The 19,062-nt window shown below is 73.7% G+C and carries 11 protein-coding genes; 2 read left to right on the top strand and 9 right to left on the bottom strand.

Features of this window, described 5'->3' with window-relative positions; translation table 11 throughout:
- Positions 1-339 precede the first annotated feature (339 nt).
- Together ACFVFR_RS31345 and ACFVFR_RS31340 are read right to left on the bottom strand one after the other, a co-directional pair.
- Entirely contained in the window at positions 340-1,404 is a 1,065-nt protein-coding gene (locus ACFVFR_RS31345) for a hypothetical protein (RefSeq protein ID WP_383707938.1), read from the bottom strand.
- A gap of 74 nt (positions 1,405-1,478) precedes the next feature.
- On the bottom strand, positions 1,479-3,497 hold the full coding sequence (locus ACFVFR_RS31340; RefSeq protein ID WP_383707936.1) for an acetoacetate--CoA ligase: 2,019 nt from the start codon (positions 3,495-3,497) through the stop codon (positions 1,479-1,481).
- 493 nt (positions 3,498-3,990) lie between these two features.
- On the opposite strand from ACFVFR_RS31340, the gene ACFVFR_RS31335 reads away from it, so the two are divergent.
- Positions 3,991-6,363, top strand: a complete 2,373-nt coding sequence (locus tag ACFVFR_RS31335; protein ID WP_383707940.1) for a glycoside hydrolase family 31 protein — start codon at positions 3,991-3,993, stop codon at positions 6,361-6,363.
- Between the two features lie 156 nt (positions 6,364-6,519).
- On the opposite strand, the gene ACFVFR_RS31330 is transcribed toward ACFVFR_RS31335, so the two are convergent.
- The 5 genes from ACFVFR_RS31330 to ACFVFR_RS31310 form a co-directional block, all read right to left on the bottom strand.
- Positions 6,520-7,329 carry a M15 family metallopeptidase gene (locus ACFVFR_RS31330; RefSeq protein ID WP_383707934.1) on the bottom strand — a complete coding sequence of 270 codons (810 nt, stop codon included), beginning with the start codon at positions 7,327-7,329 and terminating at the stop codon, positions 6,520-6,522.
- A gap of 556 nt (positions 7,330-7,885) precedes the next feature.
- Positions 7,886-8,494 carry an ATP/GTP-binding protein gene (locus ACFVFR_RS31325; protein ID WP_383707932.1) on the bottom strand — a complete coding sequence of 203 codons (609 nt, stop codon included), beginning with the start codon at positions 8,492-8,494 and terminating at the stop codon, positions 7,886-7,888.
- Positions 8,475-8,870: a DUF742 domain-containing protein gene (locus tag ACFVFR_RS31320; protein WP_383707930.1), complete on the bottom strand. Its 396-nt coding sequence runs from the start codon at positions 8,868-8,870 to the stop codon at positions 8,475-8,477. Before ACFVFR_RS31320 ends, ACFVFR_RS31325 begins: the two co-directional genes overlap by 20 nt.
- Before the next feature lie 9 nt (positions 8,871-8,879).
- Positions 8,880-9,296, bottom strand: coding sequence for a roadblock/LC7 domain-containing protein (locus ACFVFR_RS31315; RefSeq protein WP_176165406.1), 417 nt, complete (start codon positions 9,294-9,296; stop codon positions 8,880-8,882).
- Positions 9,293-11,947, bottom strand: coding sequence for a nitrate- and nitrite sensing domain-containing protein (locus ACFVFR_RS31310; protein ID WP_383707928.1), 2,655 nt, complete (start codon positions 11,945-11,947; stop codon positions 9,293-9,295). Before ACFVFR_RS31310 ends, ACFVFR_RS31315 begins: the two co-directional genes overlap by 4 nt.
- Positions 11,948-12,296: 349 nt before the next feature.
- Here ACFVFR_RS31310 and ACFVFR_RS31305 point away from each other — a divergent pair, with 349 nt between their 5' ends.
- Positions 12,297-12,662 carry a hypothetical protein gene (locus ACFVFR_RS31305; protein WP_383707926.1) on the top strand — a complete coding sequence of 122 codons (366 nt, stop codon included), beginning with the start codon at positions 12,297-12,299 and terminating at the stop codon, positions 12,660-12,662.
- Between the two features lie 322 nt (positions 12,663-12,984).
- On the opposite strand, the gene ACFVFR_RS31300 is transcribed toward ACFVFR_RS31305, so the two are convergent.
- Both ACFVFR_RS31300 and ACFVFR_RS31295 read right to left on the bottom strand, forming a co-directional pair.
- Positions 12,985-17,817: a hypothetical protein gene (locus tag ACFVFR_RS31300; protein WP_383707924.1), complete on the bottom strand. Its 4,833-nt coding sequence runs from the start codon at positions 17,815-17,817 to the stop codon at positions 12,985-12,987.
- Between the two features lie 188 nt (positions 17,818-18,005).
- On the bottom strand, positions 18,006-18,971 hold the full coding sequence (locus ACFVFR_RS31295; protein WP_383707922.1) for a hypothetical protein: 966 nt from the start codon (positions 18,969-18,971) through the stop codon (positions 18,006-18,008).
- Positions 18,972-19,062 lie beyond the last annotated feature (91 nt).

Below are 19,062 nucleotides of genomic sequence, written 5' to 3'. Positions count from 1 at the left end.
CGTTGACTTTTGGCACGCTGTTGAGTTCTCAAGGAACGGACGCTTCCTTCGGTCCCGTTTCACCGGGCCCTCCGGGCGCTTCCCTTCGGTGTTTCACACTCTATCAGCTCTGTTTTCCCTCTCTGACCACTCGGGTTTCTTACGCGAAAGAGCGCACGAAATCGCGATTCAGAGAATTGAAACAAGATCTCATAAAGGCCGCCCTTGAACCGTATGCGGATTATCCGCAGTTCGTGTCCGTGGGCAGGAGTACGACAGTACAGCGGACCCTGACACGAGGCAAATCGGGTCGTGAAGGGCCGGGGGTGGTCCTCACGGCGCGACGACCACCCCCGGAGATCACCGGTGTTCGCTGTCCGGGCGGGAGAGTGCGAAGCCCGCCCGATAGTCGACACCCGACTCGGGGGCCAGGGGCTCGCCGGTGTCCGGGTCGGTGCAGTAGGCGCTGAACACCTGGGCTTCGGTGAGGGGCGAGAGCCAGTGGTCGCGCAGGGCCCAGCCGCGCACCGTGTCGTTGCGACCCGCGCTCGTGGTGCGCAGCACGACGCCGCCGGGGCGGGTGCCGGCCAGGCCGACGGCCAGCACCGCGCGGAAGGTCTCCCGGTCGTCGTCGACGGGCACCTCGTGCCGGGCATCCGAGGGCTGGGGTCGGACGTGCAGCACCGCGATGAGCGGGCCGTCGTCGGTGGGAACACTGCAAACCAGGTGGTGGTTTCCACGGCCGGCCGCGGATAGCAGGGCGTGGATCGCCTGGCCCGCGCGGGTCAGTGCCGCGGCGGCGACGTCCTCTCCGCATTCGGCGCAGTCCCCCATGCCGGCCAGATCACGCACGGCGCGGGTGAGTGTCGCGTGCTGTTCCTCCGCGTCCAGGAGGCGCGGGATGAGGAGGCTCAGTGGCTGGCCCTCGTACGAAACGGTCGGGCCCACGGTCGCGGTCTCAGCCGCGTAGCGTGCGCGACTGGTGGGGTGGTCCGGGTCGAGTCCGACCTCGGCGCAGAACGCGCGGTAGACGGCGGGGTCGAAGAGGACGAGGGTCGTGTACGCCCCGCGCGTGGCCCGGGCTCTGAGGAGCCCTTCCACCTGGCGCAGGTAGCGACCGTGGTCGGCGAAGGGGAACGACTCGTACCGCCGCATCGCCGTGAAGTCCGTGTCGCTGGCGAGGACGGCGATGGTGCTCGGTGCCTCGCGGCGCAGCGCGCGGCGGGACGCTCGGCGGCTGCCGCGCGACGTGGTGCGCACGCGGGCGGCGCGGGGGCCGTGTCGGCCGCCCGGCCCACGGGGGTCGCCGCGCCCCACCGGGCCGGCTGGTCCGGCGGGGCTGGCGGCGGGCCCGGCGGGGGGTCGGCCGCCGGGCTCGCGCTGTCCGTCGTCAGTGGGGCGGTGGTCGGGTGGCGTGGGTGGCATGGCTCCCCCTCGGTGCGTCGATCAATGCTCACTCACCGTAACCGTGGGGTCTGACAACGCCGCTGACGTGGGCCTCAGGTGGTCGGGGTGGTCCGCTCGCGGGCCAGGCGCTCGTAGAAGTGGAGGAGTTCGATGTTGTCCACCGATCCGGGGTTCACCGCCTTGTCGAGGGCCACGCCCTGGAGGAGGCGCTTGACCGGGACCTCGATGCGCTTGCCCGTCAGGGTGTGCGGGATGGCCGGGACCTCGATGACCTCGTCGGGGACGTGGCGGGGCGAGAGCTGGGCACGGATGGTGGTCCTGATCCTGTCGCGGAGGGCGTCATCGAGGGTGGCGCCGGGTGCGAGGTGGACGAAGAGGGGCATCCAGTAGCCGCCGTCGGGCTCTTCCACGCCGATCACGAGGGACTCGCGGATCTCGGGGAGGCGCTCCACGGCCTCGTAGATGTCGGCGGAGCCCATCCGTACGCCCTGTCGGTTGAGCGTGGAGTCGGAGCGGCCGTGGATGACGACGCTGCCACGGGAGGTGCGGGTGATCCAGTCGCCGTGGCGCCAGACGCCGGGGAACATCTCGAAGTAGCTGTCGCGGTAGCGGCTGTCGTCGGGGTCGTTCCAGAAGTGGACGGGCATGGACGGCATGGGGTTGGTGACGACGAGCTCGCCGACCTCGTCGATCAGCGGCTGGCCCTGCGGGTCCCACGCCTGGAGGTCCGTGCCGAGACCGGGTGCCTGGAGTTCGCCGATGTAGACGGGAAGGGTGGGGACGGCGCCGGCGAAGCAGCTGCACACGTCGGTACCGCCGCTGACGGATGCGATCCACATGTCGTCGGCGACCTCGTCGTGCAGCCAGCGGAATCCGTCGGGCGGCAGCGGGGAACCGGTGGTGGCCACACACCGCAGACGGGAGAGGTCGACATCGCGCCCCGGGTGGACGTCGGCCTTGCGGCAGGCCATGACGTAGGCGGCGGAGGTGCCGAAGACGGTGGCGCCGGTGCGTTCGGCGATCCGCCACTGTGCCGCCGTGTCGGGGTAGCCCGGGCTGCCGTCGTAGAGGACCACGGTCACGCCCGCCGGCAGGCCGGAGACGAGGAAGTTCCACATCATCCAGCCGGTCGAGGTGAACCAGAAGAAACGGTCCCCCGGGCCCATGTCGTTGTGCAGGCCGAGTTGCTTGAGGTGCTCGACGAGGATGCCGCCCTGGGACTGGACGATGGCCTTGGGCAGTCCCGTCGTACCGGAAGAGTAGAGGACCCACAGCGGGTGGTCGAAGGGGACCGGCTCGAAGACGGGCTCGGTGTCGGCGGCGGTCAGGTCCTCCCAGAGGAGTGTGCCGCCGGGGGCGGGGGTGCCCAGGAGCGGGATGTGGACGACGGCGCGCAGGGAGGGCAGCTCGGCCCGCAGCTCGGCGACGGTCTGGGAGCGGTCGTGTTCCTTGCCGCCGTAGCGGTAGCCGTCGACGGTGAACAGGACGACGGGCTCGACCTGCTGGAAGCGGTCGAGGACGCTGCGGGCGCCGAAGTCGGGTGCGCAGGAGGTCCACACGGCGCCCACGGCGGCGGTGGCCAGGAGGGCGACCGTGGCCTGCGGGATGTTGGGGACGTAGCCGCTGATCCGGTCGCCGGGGCGGACGCCGAGGCGGCGCAGCTCGGCGGCGAGGGAGCCCACCTGGCGGCGTAGTTCCGCCCAGCTCACGGGCTGTGGGTCGTGGGTCTCGTCGACGTAGAGCAGGGCGGGATCGTCTGCTCGGTCGGGGTCCTGTGCCGTGCGTAGGGCGTGCTCCGCGTAGTTGAGGGTGGCGCCGGGGAACCAGCGGGCGCCGGGCATCTCGCGTTCGGCGAGGACCGTCTCGTACGGGGTGCTGAAGCGGACGTCGAACCACCGCGTGACCGCCTCCCAGAACTCCGGCAGGTGGTCCACGGACCAGCGGTGCAGGGCGGCGTAGCTGGCCACCGGGTCACCGGGGGTCGCGGCGGGGGCTCCGTACCGTTCGGCCGCCCAGCTCTGGAAGCGGGTGACCTGGGCCTGCGCGATGCGGTCCGGGCCGGGCCGCCACAGGGGTTCCGGCTGGGCTGCTGGCTGCGGTGCGGTGGTCATCTCGGCTCCCGGACTCGGCGCGTGGTGTGCGTCCGCTCGCGTACGGGCACGGGCCCCGGTGTGGTGGGGCGCGCGGGCGTGACGCGGCTCAGCAGGACCATGCCACGTGATCGACATCCGCACCAGGGTCGCCCGGGTGTGGCCTCGGGCGGTGACGTCCGTTTCGGCTGTGGTGCGGCCACCGGGCGCCTGGGCGGCGGTGGGTCCGAGGGCGGGTGGGGGGCGCTCGTCGGGTGTGTGGTCGTGGAGGCGGCGCGGGGTCGATTCGGGTGGGGCTGGGGCGCCGGGGTGTGGCGGAGTGTGGCTGGCGGGGGTGGTGCGGGTGAGGGGGCTCACGGTGGCGGGGTGGTCGTGCGGAGGGGCGTGGTTTCGGCCAGCTCAAGCGGTCGGCGTGGGTGGGAGGTCACGAGTTGGGGTGGGGGTCGGGTGACAACGGGTGAACGGCAGTTGAACGGAGCTTCTGGCCAGCCCTGACAGTGGCAGGGTGATCAGCATGGATGCGCGTGACCTGGTGCGGTCGGTGAAAGTGATCGGTTCGGCGCGGGGGCGGCGAACCGTACGGGCCGCGTGGCGTAGGGAGCGGCTGGACGCGGCCGGGCTGCCGCGGCCGGGCGCCGAGCGAGCCCGCGTTCCAGGTCTCGCCGAAGGTGCCGAGCCGCTGCCCGGCGGCGGTGTGGTGCGGTTCGCGCGATCGTCGCTGCGCGTGCGGGTGGCGGCTGGTGGCGCGGTCTTCTGTGGCTGGGACGGAGCGCTGCCGGAGCCCTCGTACGCACTGGCCGGTTCGTGTCCCGAGGTCGACCAACGGGCGGTTCTGGAGCCGGACACCGAGGACGGTTGGCGGGTGGTCTCGGAGCGGGTGACGGTGACCGTCTCCCGGCACGGGGCCGTCGCGGTGCGTACGCCCGGTGGTGTGGTGCTGCGTCGCGAGTTGCCGCCGCGCTGGTGGGAGCCCGCCGAGGGGGCGGCCGAGGGGACGCGGTCGCGCTGGACGCAGCGCTCGGAGGTGGCCGCCGACGCGCGGAGCTTCGGTCTGGGCGGGCGGTCGACGGGGCCTCGGCTGGGGAGTGGGACGTACCGGCTGTGGAACACCGACCCCGGGGGCGCCTTTGAGCCGCCGGACGACCCGCTGTACCTGACCATGCCGGTGCAGCTCGTGGTGGCCGACGCGGGCAGTCATCTGATCTTCCACGACAACACCTGGGACGGTGTGGTCACACTGCGCGAGGGCGTGGAGGGCGAGGGGTCGGGGCACGACCGCCCCGGCCGCTGCGAGGTGCGTATGGCGGGCGGGCCGCTGCGCTACTGGGTGATCGCGGGCACTCCGGCGCGGGTGCTGCACGGTTGGGCGCAGCTGACCGGCGCGCCCGCGCTGCCGCCCCGGTGGGCCCTGGGATACCACCACGCGCGGTGGGGGTTCGGCGACGAGGACGAGGTGCGCCGGGTGGTCGCGGGCTACCTGGAGCGCGGACTTCCGCTGTCGGCGCTGCATCTGGACATCGACCACTATGACGGGCACCGGGTGTTCACGGTGGACCGGGGCCGCTTCCCGGATCTGCCCCGGTTGGCGGCCGATCTGGCCGACGACGGGGTGCGGCTGGTGTCGATCGTCGATCCGGGGGTGAAGGCGGAGCCGGGCAACCCGGTCTACGACGAGGGTGTCGCGGCGGGGGCGTTCGTCCGGGACGGGCAGGGGCGGGAGGTGCGCGGGGAGGTGTGGGCCGGTGAGTCGGTCTTCCCCGACTTCACCGACCCGCAGGTGCGCGCGTGGTGGGGCAAGCTGTACGCCGAGCGCCTCGCGCAGGGCTTCGCCGGGGTGTGGCACGACATGAACGAGCCGGCGTCCTTCGCGGCCTTCGGTGATCCCACGCTGCCGCTCTCCGCGCGGCACGCCCTGGAGGGGCGGGGTGGCGACCACCGGGAGGCGCACAACGTCTACGGGTTGGCCATGGCCCGTGCCGGCTACGAGGCCCTGCGCGAGCTGCGGCCCGACCAGCGGCCGTTCCTCTTCTCGCGCTCGGGGTGGGCCGGGCTCCAGCGGTACGGGGGCACCTGGTCGGGCGATGTGAGCACCGGGTGGCCCGGGCTGCGGGCGTCGCTGTCGCTGGTCCTCGGGCTCGGCCTGAGCGGCGTCCCGTACTCGGGCCCCGACGTGGGCGGCTTCGCCGGCTCGCCGTCCCCGGAGCTGTATCTGCGCTGGTTCCAACTGGCCTCCTATCTGCCACTGTTCCGCACCCACGCGGCGATCACGGCGGGCCGGCGGGAGCCGTGGGAGTTCGGTCCCGAGGTGTTGGAGCACGCGCGGGCCGCACTGCACGAGCGGCAGCGGCTGATGCCGTACTTCCTCACGCTGGCCCAGCTCGCGCACCGCACCGGGGCGCCGTACGTGCGCCCCCTGTGGTGGCGGTGGCCACAGGACCGGGCGCTACGCGAGTGTGAGGACGCCTTCCTGCTCGGGGACTCGCTGCTGGTGGCGCCGGTCCTGGAGGCAGGTGAGCGGCGACGTACGGTGCGGTTGCCGCGCGGGCGGTGGTACGACCAGGCGACCGGGCGGGCGCACGACGGACCGGGGCGGGCGGTGGTGGACGCGCCGCTGTCGCGGGTGCCGGTGTTCGTGCGGGCGGGGTCGGTGGTGCCGGTGGCCGGCGAGCGGGGTGAGACCGAGCTCGAGGTGTGGGCGCCGATGGCCGGGCGCGCCGGCGGCGGGGTGTTGATCAGCCAGAGCGGCGACGGTTGGGAGGAGCCCGTGGTGGAGCGGTTCACGACGCGGCTGCGCGGGGACCGGGTGGTGGTGGAGTGCGCGGGGGCCGAGGACGTGAAGTACGCGATGCGGGTGCGTGGGGACGCGGTCGGCCTGGTCGTCGCCTGAGCGACGGGCCGCTCCCGGGCGGGGCGCTCCGGGGCCCGCCTCGTGGGCGGGGGGCCGCCCTTCGGGGGCGGCACCCCTCTCCTGGGTTGGGCCACTCGCCGCGCGGCCGGCCCGGGCGGGGTGCGTCCGAGCCGCGGGGTGTGACACCGGCGTGGGTCAGCGCCCATTGACCAGGGAGGACCGCGCGACCGGGAAGTCGAAGTAGGTGTCCGGGAAGGGCTCGGGCTGGTACGTGTAGTGCCACCACTCCTGCGGCAGGTTGTGGAAGCCCACCCGCTCCAGGGTGTTCTTCAGGAGCAGCCGGTGTGCGCGCCGCTCCCCCGCCACGCGTGGGTCCAGTGTGTGCGCGAGGGTGTCGAAGCAGTCGAACCCGGTGCCGGTGTCCACGCTGTTGTCGGGGAAGCGCTCGCCCCGGGGCGCGTAGCAGGACGTCAGCGGCTCGCCGGGGAGGTAGGGGCGGGTGACCGCGGCCGGCAGCCTGACCAGGGTGAGGTCGAGCGTGGAGCCACGGCTGTGTCCGGACTTCTCGGCGATGTAGCCGTCCGCGAACAGCCGAGACTTGTCGACCTGTGGGTAGAACTCCGCCTTCATGCGCTGGTCGTCGAGGTCCCTGGCCCAGCGTACGAAGTGGTCGACGGCGCGCTGGGGGCGGTAGCAGTCGTAGACCTTGAGCGAGTAGCCCTGGCGCAGCAGCGCGCGTTGGGCCCGGTGCAGGGCTCGCGCGGCGGGGGCGGTCAGGACGCACAGGGGTTGGCGGTAGCCGTCGATGCGGCGGCCCACGAAGTTGTGTGGGGTGCGGTAGCGCATCTCCTGGAGGATGGTGGGATCGACGTCCCGGAGCGCGACGAACTCGCGGGGCGCGGGCGGCGCGTGGGAGGCCCGGGCCGGTTGCGGGGCGATAGTGACGGCGAACAGGGTGGCGGCCCCTGCCGCCAGCGTGCGCACGGCGGCGCTCCATCGGGCCATGCCCCAGGGTCTACCAGGCGGACCGCTGTGGCCGAAAGGGTGTGCGTGGGGTTCGTACGGTCGCGTCGCGGGGTTTCGCCGGCGGGCAGGGGCGTGAGGTGCGGCGGAGGGCGGCGGTGTGGTCGGGGGTGGCCGGTTGGCCGGGCCGACGGGTGGGGTGGCGCGCGGTGGACGCGTGGGGGGCGTACGGTGACCGGCCGGGTGGAGCCACCCCCGTGGACCCCATCCGGCCGGTCACGTTCAAGTGGACGCGGGAGGCCGATGGCTGGTTGCCTCCGGTGCGCCACGGCCTGGCCCGCGCACTCTCGTGTCGGGGGCAACGATCCGGCCTTCTTCGGGGGTTGGCCGCCACCCGCCAGGCCGGGCGGGCGACGGTCCGGTGGCGACAGGGTCGCGACCGGTGTGCGGGAGGCCGTCGACGACCGTGACGGCCCCTCAGGCGCGGGGGGGGGAAGGGCTGCCGTTCGGGGCGTGGGTGGTGCGCTGGGGCGCGTCACGCGCCGCGGCCCGTACCCCGGGTGGTGGGGTACGGGCCGCGGTGTCGTCGTGTTGGCGGTCAGCCGCCGGACGCCTGCCGCTGCTCGGCGGCGATCTTCATGGCGTGCTCGACGACCGAGATGAGCACGTTCTTGGTCGACTCGCGCTGACGCGCGTCGCAGAGCATCACCGGTACGTCCGGGTCGAGGTCGAGCGCGTCGCGCACGCTCTCCTCGGGGAACCTCATCGCGCCGTCGAAGACGTTCACCGCCACGGTGAAGGCGATGCCGCGCCGCTCGAAGTAGTCGACGGCCGCGAAGCAGTCCTCCAGGCGCCGGGTGTCGGCCAGCACCACCGCGCCCAGTGCCCCGGTCGCCAGCTCGTCCCACAGGAACCAGAACCGGTCCTGTCCCGGTGTGCCGAACAGGTAGAGCACCAGGTCCTCGCGGAGCGTGATGCGTCCGAAGTCCATGGCCACGGTGGTGGTCGTCTTGCCCTCCACCCCGCCGATGTCGTCGACCGGGCGGCCAGCCTCGCTGAGCAGTTCCTCGGTACGCAGCGGTTTGATCTCGCTCACCGCGCCCACCAGGGTCGTCTTGCCCGCGCCGAATCCCCCTGCTACCAGGATCTTCAGCGTCACCGGGTCGACGACACCGGAACGGCCACGGTCAGAGTGCCCGAAGACCATTGATCACCTCGCGCAGAATCCACTCATCCGGCAGTTCCGCCGGAGGTACGGGCCGGGACACGCGAACGAGCGCCGCGTGCAGCAGGTCGCCGATGAGAACGCGGACCACTCCGACCGGAAGGTCGAGTTCGGCCGCCAGCTCAGCGACGGACTGCGGGGTCTCCCGGCTCAGCTCGACGATGTCGAGATGCTCCGGAGAGAGGGTCTGATCGGCTACCGAACGACTCCGGAGAGTGTCGGCGATGACGACCGCTATCAGGTCGAGCTTTTCCTCGGTCAGACTCCGGGTCCGGCCACGCGTCATGGCGTACGGCCGAACCACCGGCCCCGCCGCGTCGTCGAACCAACGGGCTGTGTCTTCCCCGTCTGTGTTCATGTCACACCATCACCCACTGGACCGCGGAGCGGTGCCCAGGTGGGTGCCAACGCGCTTGACCAGCAACGTCATCTCGTACGCGACCTGGCCGACATCGGAGTCGGCGTCGGCGAGCACGGCCAGACAGCTTCCGTCGCCAGCGGCGGTCACGAACAGGAACGCGTCATCCAACTCCACGATGGTCTGCCGGACCCGGCCGACCTCGAAGTGGCGACCGACGCCCTTGGCGAGGCTGTGGAATCCGGAGGCGACGGCGGCCAGGTGCTCGCCGTCCTCCCGCGTCAAGTCCCGTGACGCGCCGGTGGGCAGTCCGTCGCCGGAGAGCACGAGTGCCTTGCTGATGCTTCCCACCCGCTCGACCAGCTCGTCGAGCAGCCAGCTCAGCTCGCTCGATGGCCTCGGCGCGGCGTTGAATGGTGCGGTCATCGACCGTCCCCCTCCCATGTCGTTCCTGGTGCTGTGCCCGCCGGGCCACTGGAGTCGGCGGAGGTGGTGTGCTGCTGCCGGCCGCGCTGCCAGCCGCGCTGGAGCGAGGCCATCTTGGCCCGCGCCATCTCGGCATCGCGCTGGGGGTCCGAGTCGTCGGGCTGCGGTTCCGGCTCCGCCTGGGCGGGCTCCTTCTTGAGCTGCGGGGCCAGGCTGGCCTGCCTGACCCGGCGGGGCAGGCCGGCGCCGGGGGCCGGCGCGGCGGACCGGGTCGCGGGCTGCGCGGGGCGCTGCACCGAGAGCGTGGGGTCCGGGTCGGGCACCGGCTCCACGGGGCGGGCCTGCTGGCCGCCGAAGCGCTGGTCGCGCCCGGGGCGCGGGGCGTCGACCGGACGCCCGTGGTCGGAGACCAGCACGGGGTGCCTGCGCCGGGGCAGCGACACCGGCTCACCGGACGGCGGGCTCTGGCCGTCGAGCGCCTGCTGGTGCTCGGAGGTGGGGGTGGCGTCCGGTGTGGGCTGCGGCGCGCCGCGACCCTGGAACCAGCCGCCCTCTACATCGTCCGGTTCCTCGTCGTCGAACGGCGTGATAGGTGCCTCCAGTTCGACTGGGCCGTCCAGCGGGTCGTTGTCCAGGGCACGGGCGTGCTTGCCCTTGCGGCCACCGGGGCCCTGTCCGATCGCGGCGATGCCGGTCTCGGAGGGGCGCAGCCTGCGGGTGTCCTCGCCGGAGGGCTCGTTGCCGTGGTCGATCTCGCCTTCGGAGAGCAGGTTCGCCGGGATGAGCACGACCGCGGTGGTGCCGCCGTACGGCGAGGGCTGGAGGGAGACGCGTACGCCCTGTCGCTGGGCGAGGCGGCTGACCACGAACAGGCCCAGTCGGTCGGTGTCGGACAGTTCGAAGTCGCGGGTCTCGGCCAGCCGCAGGTTGGCCTCGAGGAGCGCGTCGGGCGCCATGCCCAGGCCACGGTCGTGGATCTCCAGCGTGAAGCCGTTGGAGACCCGCTCGCCGTGCACCTGAACCGCGGTGTGCGGGGGCGAGAAGACGGCCGCGTTCTCCAGGAGTTCCGCGATGAGGTGGGTGAGGTCGGCGACCGCGGGGCCGTTGACGGCCAGGCGGGGCAGCCGGCGCACCTCTATTCGCTCGTAGTCCTCGACTTCGGCGACCGCCGCGCGGACCACGTCCATGAGCTGGATGGGCTTGCGCCACTGCCGGGAGGGGGCCGCGCCGGAGAGGATGACCAGGCCCTCGGCGTGCCGCCGCATGCGGGTGGTCATGTGGTCGAGGCGGAAGAGGTCGGCGAGCTCGTCGGTGTCCTCGGTACGTCGTTCCATCGCGTCGAGGAGGGTGAGCTGGCGGTGCAGCAGGACCTGGTGGCGGCGGGCGAGGTTGACGAAGACCTCGGAGACGCCGCGACGCATGTCGGCCTGCTTGACGGCGGCCTCGACGGCCGCGCGCTGCAGGGTGTTGAGGGCCTGGCCCACCTGGCCCATCTCGTCGCCGCCGTATTCAAGGCGGGGTGCCTCGGCCTCGACGTCGACCTGCTCGCCGGCGGCGAGCCGGCGCATGACGCTGGGCAGGCGTACGCCGGAGACCTCGTGGGCGTCCTTGCGCAGGCGCTGCAGGTCGCGGATGAGGGCGCGGCCGATGCGGATGGAGACGAACAGCGAGGCGAGCAGGGCCAGGAAGCCGAGCACGCCGGCGGCGCCGGCGCGGAGCATGACCCGCGTGGCCTCGGGACGCACGACGTCGTCCTCGTAGCGGTCGGTGTACTCCTTGCCGAGGCGGTCGTAGTCGTCCAGCGACGGGTTGACCGCGGCCTCCCAGCGCTTGCGGTCCACGACCTCGATGGTGCGCGAGGGGCCCGCGTTCTGGATGGCGTTCTCGACGTTGTAGAGCGCCTCGGGGGCGGCCGACGTGCGCCGGTAGTCCTGGATGATCTTCTGTTCCTTGACCGGCAGCACCGGAAGGTTCGTGGCGTAGATCAGGTCGCGCTCGGCGCGCAGGTCGGACATCTTGCGCAGATCCTGCCAACTGATCCGCTTGGCCGTGACGCCGGCGATGTACAGGGCGTCCTCGCGGGCCAGTGCCTCACGGGCACGGATCATCGCGACGATGGCGCGGCCGTGCTTGTCGATGTCGGCGTTGGGCACCGTGTGCAGGGCGTACCGGAAGTTGTACACGCCGTCCACGAGGTAGTTGTACTTCTCGAAGGCGCTGGCGCGGTTGATGGAGTCGTTCTCCACCTTGCCGCGCAGCTCCTCCAGGCCCTTGGTGCTGTCCAGGAACGCGGCGAGCTGGTTCTCCGAGTCGGAGTTCATGCTGTCGCGGGTGTCGTCGCTGCGCGCGTTGTCGCGCAGCTTGTCCAGGACGGTGTCCGTGGCGTGCTGCCGCTCGCGCAATTGGGCGAGGGCGGTGGAATTACGGTCCGCCAGGTAGATGAGCGTCTGACGGCGTTCCTGCTGGATGGCCTGCACCGCGTCTTCCGCTGGTGCGCCGACCTTGTCAATGACATCGGCCGCATCCATGAGCTGGATGGCCTCACGACTGGTGATCACTGTAGCGAAGGCCCAGATTGCCGTCAGCGAGACGAGCGGCACTAGCAACAGCGCCACGATCTTCCGGCGGATCGACTTACCGCGAAAGCGCATGGCCTCCCTAACGTCAACCCCGCCGACGCGGGGGATGTTCCGACAACAAGCGGCGCGAGCCTACTACTGTCGCGTGACCAACTCGAAGACACGTCCAGCCGCTGACAGCCCATCAGGTGCGCCCTTGATCACTAGTTGTCCGCTGTTGCCCTGACTTTTCAGCTGGGGCCTCAGCGGTCGCGCTCCCACGGATGGCAGAACTCTGCCAGTTCACGGTGGCTGGAAACGCGCGTGGCCTCGGGAACCTTCGTTCATCGTCGTACGTGATCCAAGGGGAAGCCTGGGTGTATTACGGCCGATGTCCCTCTTTTCGGAACCACGCAATCCGGGCAGCCAGGGAGAGGGGGAGATGTTGATGGAAAAGAATCGCGACATCCCGCGAGAACGGCTCCAGTCGTTGTGGACAGAGGAGCCCGCGCGCCGTCTGCGACTGCCTGATCCGGTGCGTACGGCGGCCGTTCGCGCCGTCATCATCATCGCGTTCACGCTGGTCCAGGCGATGGTGGCGGTGCTGTTCACGCTGGGCGAGTCCTGGTTCGCCTTCCCGATGACGCTGAGCTCCATAGCCAGCACCGTGGCGGCGACCTGGGGGGTACTGGACGTCTGGGTGACCCGCCAGGTGTGGCGGCAGCGGTACGGCGTCGTCTCGGCGCCCAGCAGCTCGGCGCGCACGCTGCGGCGACCGCGGCGACCGAGGCGGCTCTCGGACGCGTGAGCGTGGGTCTTCGCGCGCTGTTCACGATCTCGTCGCGCTACGGGGCGGCCTCGGCCCGCTGACGTGGGCCCGGCCACCCCGTGGAAGGGGACGGCCGGGGGCACGGGAGGCGCGGCGGGACTCCACGGGGCGGCGCGTCAGGGCGCGATGTCCTTTTAGCAACCCACTCGATCTTCAAACGACTCTTTACCAGCCACATCGGACGCCGGTCGGGCGGCGGGATCACGCCGCGCCCATTTCCGGCAAAGCGCCTGCGCCGCCGCATAGCGCCCCGACGGGTGGAGTGGGCCCACGAGGGCGTCGGACCCGCCCTCGCGTCGGCTCACACGTCCGGGTCGCCCGGGGCGCTCGGGTCGGCTCCGGGCCCCGCGTCGGCTCCCGCGCCCGGGGCGCTCGGGGCGGCCTGGGCGGTCGGTTCGGCCGTCTCGGTCGGCGCTGGCGGCGTGGCCGTCTCGGCCGGCGCGTCGGGCTCGGGTCGGCGGAACATGCGGGTCGCGGTGATCTCTCCGTGCACCTGCTCCGCGCCGGCCTCGGCCTGCGGCAGGCCGGGGCGCAGGTGTTCCTCCACGCTGATGTACTTCAGTCCGGCGCGCAGGTCCGCGTCGTTACGCAACCGGATGACCAGCGGGAACTCCGCCAGGGCCGTGGTGTCGAAGAGGCCGGTGGTGTACAGGAGCTGCACGCCGAGCGCGTCGGCCACCGCCCGCTGGAGTTCGAGCAGGTAGGTCGCGTTGGCCCGGCCGATGGGGTTGTCGAGGAAGAGGGTGCCCGCGTGCCGGTGCCTGTCGCGGCCTCGGTCGTTGCTACGCAACGCGGCCATCGTGCAGTACAGGGCGATGGCGGCGGTCAGCAACTGGCCGCCGGAGAACACGTCGCCCATCTGCCCGACCGGGACGCGCTCCGCGCGCAGCACCGCGTCGGGCTTGAGGATCTCCACGGCCACCCCGCGCGGCAGGAGCGCGGCGTGCACGCCGCGCAGCAGCAGCGACATGCCGTCCCTGCGCAGGTCGGAGTTCTTGCGCACGGCCGCCCTGGTGGCCTCGTCGATGACCTCGCCGAGGCGTTCGGTGAGCAGCGCCTGGTCCGGGTCGTCGAAGCGGATGCGCAGGAACTCCTGGCCCGACCACTCCCCCAGCCCCTCGGGCAGCCGCGACAGGCGTTGCGCGGAGCGCAGCGTGGCCAGGCAGGAGTCGACCAGGCCACGCAGCCGGTCCACGATGCTGTCCCGGTTGCGTTCGAGCTGGGCCAGTTCGTCGGTCAGCACACGCAGCCGGGGCGCGAACGCCTCGGCCCACGCCGCCGCGTGCTCCGGCAGCGCCGCCGCCGGCAGCTCCCTGATCTGCTGCCGGGCGGGGGTGCGTACCTGCTCGTACCGGGTGGCGTTGGCGTGCCGTACGAGGACGTCGCTCGCCTCGCGGACCATCGCGTCGGCCGCTGAGAGATCGCTCGCGCAGCCGCGCAGGGAGCGACGGGCCTCGGCCGCGACCTGGCGGGCCTGTTCCAGGGTCCCGGCGTACGGCTCGGCCGCCTCCTCGTCGCCGCGCGCGTGGTCGACCTCCTCGGTGGCGGCGCCCCGGATGAGGTCGCGCAGCAGCGCGGCGCTCTCCTCGAAGCCGCCCGCCGCGTCCTCGGCGGCGCGGTGGGCGCGCAGCAGTTCGGCGTGGGCGGCGCGGGCGCGCTCGCGGGCGTCGGTGCGCGCGCTCAGCTCCGTGGTGGCGGTGCGTAGCAGTTCCCTGGCCCGCTCGGCGTCGGCTGGCACCAGGTCCTCGGGCAGCTCCGTGTGGGCCTGGCCGTCGGCGGGGGCCAGTCGTTCGGCCTCGCCGCGCAGTCGACCCAGTTGCTCGCTCGCCGCCGACGTGCGCGACTCCAGCATCTGGACCAGTGACTCGGCGCGGGCGGCGGCGGCCTGGCGGGAGGGGCCGTCCGCGCCGTCGGTGCCTTCCAGGAGCTGGGCGGCGCGGGTACGCACCTTGTTGGTCAGGCGCTCCAGGGTGGCCAGCGCGGCGCTCTCGTCGCTCTCGGCGCGGGCCTGTTCGGCGCGCAGGTCGGCGCCCACGCCGACCTTCTCGTAGAGCTGGGAGGCGGCGCGGTAGGACTCGCGCAGCGCGGGCAGCGAGGCCGTCGGGGCGGCGCCCTCGGGCGCGGCGGTGACGTCGTCGGGGGCGCCGGCGATCTCGGCGCGCTCGGCACGCAGGGCGCGGGCGGTGCGGTGCGCGTCGTCGGCGGCGCGCTGGGCGGCGCGGCGGTCCTCGTCGGCGGCGCGGGCCCGGTCCACACAGACGGCGGCGCGCTCCTCCGCCTCGGCGGCCTCCTCGGCGAGTTCGCGTACGCGCGCGAGCCAGGTGGTGCGCTCGCGCAGCCGGTAGGCGAGCCCGGCCAGCGCGTCGGCGACGCGGCGGGCGCGCTGGGCCGCCTCCTGGTGCTCGTCGCGGGCGCGGGCCTCCTCGGCGGCCAGTTCGTCGGCCGTGGCACGGGCGGTGCGGGCGGCGGCGTGCTCACGCTCCGCGGCCTCGGCGGCCCGCTGGGCCTGGTCGGCGTCGGTGGCGAGTTCGCCCAGGCGGCCGGGGGGGCAGCCGGTACGCCAGGAGGCCAGCCGGGCGGCCAGCGTGCGGTCGCCGGCGAGGCGGGCGGCCAGCGTCCGGATGTCCTCGTCGCGGGCGCCGGCGCGCGAGCGCAGCGCCTGCCGTTCGTCGTCGGCCGCCCGCTCGTCGTGCATGGCCGGGTTGGGCGGGACGAGGAAGACCGCGCTCTCGCGCGCGCCCGGCCCGGGGGTGGGGGCGAGCAGGGCGGCGGAGGTGCCCACGGCGACGGCGGAGCGGGGCAGCAGGGAGGCGGAGGCGAGGGCCTCGCGGGCGCGGGCGTGCGTGTCGGGGTCGGTGATGATGACGCCGTCGACGAGTTCGGGGCGGGCGGCGAGCACCGCCGCGTGGTCGGCGGGGTCCACGGCCTGGGCCAGGTAGCGCCAGCCGGGGAGCGCCGGGATGCCGTGTTCGCCCAGGTACTCCACGGTGGCCAGCACGTCCGGGCCGGGGGGCAGCAGTCCGCCGTCGCCCAGGGCGCCGAGGATGCGCGCGTCGTCGGCGGCGGCCGTGCGCAGTTCGAAGAGCTGGCGTTCGGCGCCGGCGACGCTCTCGTCGAGGAGTTCGCGCAGCGCCTCCGCGTTGCGGTCGAGTTCCTCGGCGCTGAGTCCGGTGGTGGCGGTGTCCGGTGGGGTCGCCTGGTCGGTGGGGGTCGCCGCGTTCGTACCGTGGTCGGGCGCGCCGCCCTGGTCGGCGGCGGTCGGCGCGCCGGGCAGGCCGAGCAGGTCGGCCAGGCGCTGTTCGGCGCCGAGGGTTCGGGCGGTGCGGTGCTCGGCCTCGTGACGGGCGGCGGCGGCGCGGGCGGCGTCGGCGGCGCGGGCGGCGGCGAGTTCGGCGCGGCTGTCCTCCGCGCCCGCCTCGCGGGCCTGGTCGGCGGACCTGGCGGCGCGGACGCGGGCGTTCTCCCAGGCCGCCACGGCCACCTTCTCGGCGTCGCTGGCGGTGAGCGCGGCGCGGGCCGGGTCGGCGTCGGGGGCGGAGTCGTCGAGCCAGCCGGCGCGGACCGCCTCGGCCGTCTCCTGTTCGACCTCGGCCAGCCGCCCGCGCAGGTGCTCGGCCTCGCTGCGGGCGCGCTGGGCGGCGGTCGCGGCGTGGGTGGCGTCCCGGTGGGCGGCCTCGCCGCTGTCCTGGAGGGCGGCGGAGCGTTCCTCCTCCTCGGCGGCGAGGCGCTCGCCGCCCTCGGCGGCGGCGTGCAGGGCGCGGACGAGGTCGGTGGCGGCCTTGGCGCGGGCGGCCAGGGCTGGGGCCGCGTCCCGTTCGGCCTCGCGGATCGCGGCGGCCACGCGCTGCGAGCGGTCGGCCGCCGCGCGGTGGCGCAGCACGGTCTCGGCGGCCTGCCAGGCGGCGTGCAGGGTCCGGGCGTCGGCCAGCTCCCGGCGTTGGGCGGCGGCGCCCTTCTCGGCGGCGGACAGCGCCAACGAGGCGTTGCGATAGGCGAGTTCGGCGGCGATCAGGGAGCTGCGGCCCTGTGCGCGTTCGGCCTCGGTGACCGCGTGGGCGGCGGCGGTGACCTGCTGGGCGAGGTCGGCGCCACGTTCGCGTTCGCCGGTGCCCCGGGCGGCGAGCCGCTGGGCGAGGTCGCGGGTGCGGCGCTCGGCTCCGGCGTGGATGTCGCGGGCCCGCGCGCGGTGTTCGGCCGCCTCGCTGATCCGGGTGAGCAGGTCGAGGGAGCCGGCCGTGAAGTCACGTTCGGCGGTGAGCTCGGCGCGCCGGCCCAGCTTGTGCGCGAAGCCGTGGACGAGGTCGGCCAGGCCGTCGGTGTCGCGGGTGTCGGTGACGGCGCGCAGCAGCAGGTCGGTGAAGTCGGAGTCGTTCTTGACCGCGAACAGGCCGGCGGCCTCGCCCTCGTCGGCGTTCATCTCCCGCTGGTAGCGGAAGAGTTCGGGGTCCAGGCCGAGGTCGCCGAGGTGCTCGTTCCAGCGCTCGTGGATCTCCTCCCAGGCGACTTCGAGGTGCGGGTAGTTCTTGCCGGCCTCGGTGAGCGCGTCGCGGAAGCCCTTCATGGTGCGGCGCCGGCCACGGGCTCCGGAGGCACCGGAGGTCTCGGGTCGCGCGAAGCCCTCCACCAGGGGGCGCACGGCGGTGGACTCGGCCACCGGCAGCGAGTCGAGGCTGAGCCCGGGGCCCGGTCGGAAGGAGTACCACGCCTCGGCGAACTTGCGCGGGTCGTTGGAGACCTGGCGCCCGCGCCACTCGCTGACCTTGCCCACGACGACGCTCTCGCCGGTGACCGTGTGCTGCCACTCCAGCGCGACGTGGCCGCAGTCGTCGGCGAGGAGGAACTTGCGCAGTACGCCCGAGCTGGCGCCGCCCAGGGTGTTGCGGTGGCCGGGCAGCATGACCGAGAAGATCAGCTTGAGCAGGACGGACTTGCCGCCGCCGTTCTCCAGGAACAGCACGCCGGCCGGCGCCGGGCGGCGGGGTGGGCCGGTGGGCTCGTCCTGGAAGAACTCCGCCTGGGCGGGGGCGGGGCTGGGCACCGGTTCGCCGACTCCGCGCAGGTCGAGCACGGTGTCGGCGTAGCGCGCACCGGCTGGCCCGATGGAGTAGAGGCGGACCCGGGACAGCTCGTACATGGCGGACTCTCGTGGTGTGGTGGGCGGATGGGTGCGGGCGGGGCGTGGTCTCCCGGGGCCGGGAGGGGTGGTCGTCGTGCGGCGCCGGCCGGCCGTGTCGTGGGGCCGGCCCGGGGTGGGCGGGCGGGTCGCGCGGGGCCGGCGGGGCTACGACGGCGGCCCGCCGGGGCGGGGCGCTCGACGCTCGCTCAGGACGGGCCGTGCTGGTGGGCGAAGAACGGCAGGCCCGCGTCGGCGGCCAGGTCGAGGTCGTCGCCCTCGGTGGGCGGCACCAGCGTGGCGCTGCCGTCGCCCACCGGGACCACGCCCAGCTCCAGCAGTTCGGTCATGGCGGCGCCCCCGGCCAGGTCGCGCACCTGGAGCTGGTAGCGGGCCGTGGTGCGGTACGCGCCGCCGGCGTCGTCCCCGGTGCGCTGGAGGAAACCGGAGTCGACGAGGAAGGCGACGGCCTTGCCGACGATGCCGGTGGTGGACCCGGCCAGGCGGCGGGCGTCCTTGGTGGCGCCGGTGGCGCTGCGGCGGGCGTACACCCGCCAGGCGGCCTCAAGGCCGGGGGCGTCGGTGGCCGGGTCGGTGTTCTGCCCCGACTCCGCGGCTCGCTCCTCCAGGCGACGGCACGCCTGGCGTACGAAACCGTCCACGCCGTTGACGGTGATACGGCCGATGTAGCCGTCGTCGGCGAGGTCCTCGGGGCGGGGGAAGGCCATGGCGGCGACGGCCAGGTGGGCCAGGCCGTGCAGGAAGCGGTCGGCGGAGTCGGGGGCGGCGCGCTTGGCGTACTCCCCCATGCGGACGGCGAAGACCGAGTCCTCGGCGGCGGTGACCGCCATGCCGGCGCGGGGGGACACCTCCAGGACGATCAGGCCGAGCCCCGTGGCCACGGCGTCGGCCAGCCGGGCGAAGGCGGGGTCCTCGCGGTGGCGGCGCAGCAGTTCGGCGTACTCCACGTCGCGGGCCGGCAGCAGCTTGGGCTGGAGCCCGAAGGCCACCAGCCGGGCGGCGTCGGCGGCGTCGGCCGGCGTGAGGCCGCCGCCCCGCGGTGCGGCCGGGCCGGGCGCGGGGGCGCCGCCGGTCGCGCCCCGGCCGTGGTCGTCCGTCCCGTGTGGGCGCTCGCGCTCCGGCTGCGGGCCGTCTTCGGCGCGGTGGTCGGTCACGGTCGCTGCTCCTTGGGGTCACACGGTGCCGCCGGGGCGGCGGGGTCGGCGCCGCGTTGGGGGCGGCGGCGCGCGCGGCGCGGGGCGGGGC

Origin of the sequence: Streptomyces sp. NPDC057702 (assembly GCF_042799315.1) — a bacterium.
Classification (GTDB): domain Bacteria; phylum Actinomycetota; class Actinomycetes; order Streptomycetales; family Streptomycetaceae; genus Streptomyces.
This window is presented reverse-complemented; position numbering and strand designations above follow the sequence as displayed.

Bases quoted from the DNA above. Each gene is read 5' to 3' on its own strand.
- ACFVFR_RS31325 (WP_383707932.1), bottom strand. From the start codon at position 8,494: ATGGTCTTCGGGCACTCTGACCGTGGCCGTTCCGGTGTCGTCGACCCG.
- ACFVFR_RS31315 (WP_176165406.1), bottom strand. From the start codon at position 9,296: ATGACCGCACCATTCAACGCCGCGCCGAGGCCATCGAGCGAGCTGAGC.
- ACFVFR_RS31335 (WP_383707940.1), top strand. From the start codon at position 3,991: ATGGATGCGCGTGACCTGGTGCGGTCGGTGAAAGTGATCGGTTCGGCG.
- ACFVFR_RS31305 (WP_383707926.1), top strand. From the start codon at position 12,297: ATGTTGATGGAAAAGAATCGCGACATCCCGCGAGAACGGCTCCAGTCG.
- ACFVFR_RS31345 (WP_383707938.1), bottom strand. From the start codon at position 1,404: ATGCCACCCACGCCACCCGACCACCGCCCCACTGACGACGGACAGCGC.
- ACFVFR_RS31300 (WP_383707924.1), bottom strand. From the start codon at position 17,817: ATGTACGAGCTGTCCCGGGTCCGCCTCTACTCCATCGGGCCAGCCGGT.
- ACFVFR_RS31330 (WP_383707934.1), bottom strand. From the start codon at position 7,329: ATGGCCCGATGGAGCGCCGCCGTGCGCACGCTGGCGGCAGGGGCCGCC.
- ACFVFR_RS31310 (WP_383707928.1), bottom strand. From the start codon at position 11,947: ATGCGCTTTCGCGGTAAGTCGATCCGCCGGAAGATCGTGGCGCTGTTG.
- ACFVFR_RS31320 (WP_383707930.1), bottom strand. From the start codon at position 8,870: ATGAACACAGACGGGGAAGACACAGCCCGTTGGTTCGACGACGCGGCG.
- ACFVFR_RS31340 (WP_383707936.1), bottom strand. From the start codon at position 3,497: ATGACCACCGCACCGCAGCCAGCAGCCCAGCCGGAACCCCTGTGGCGG.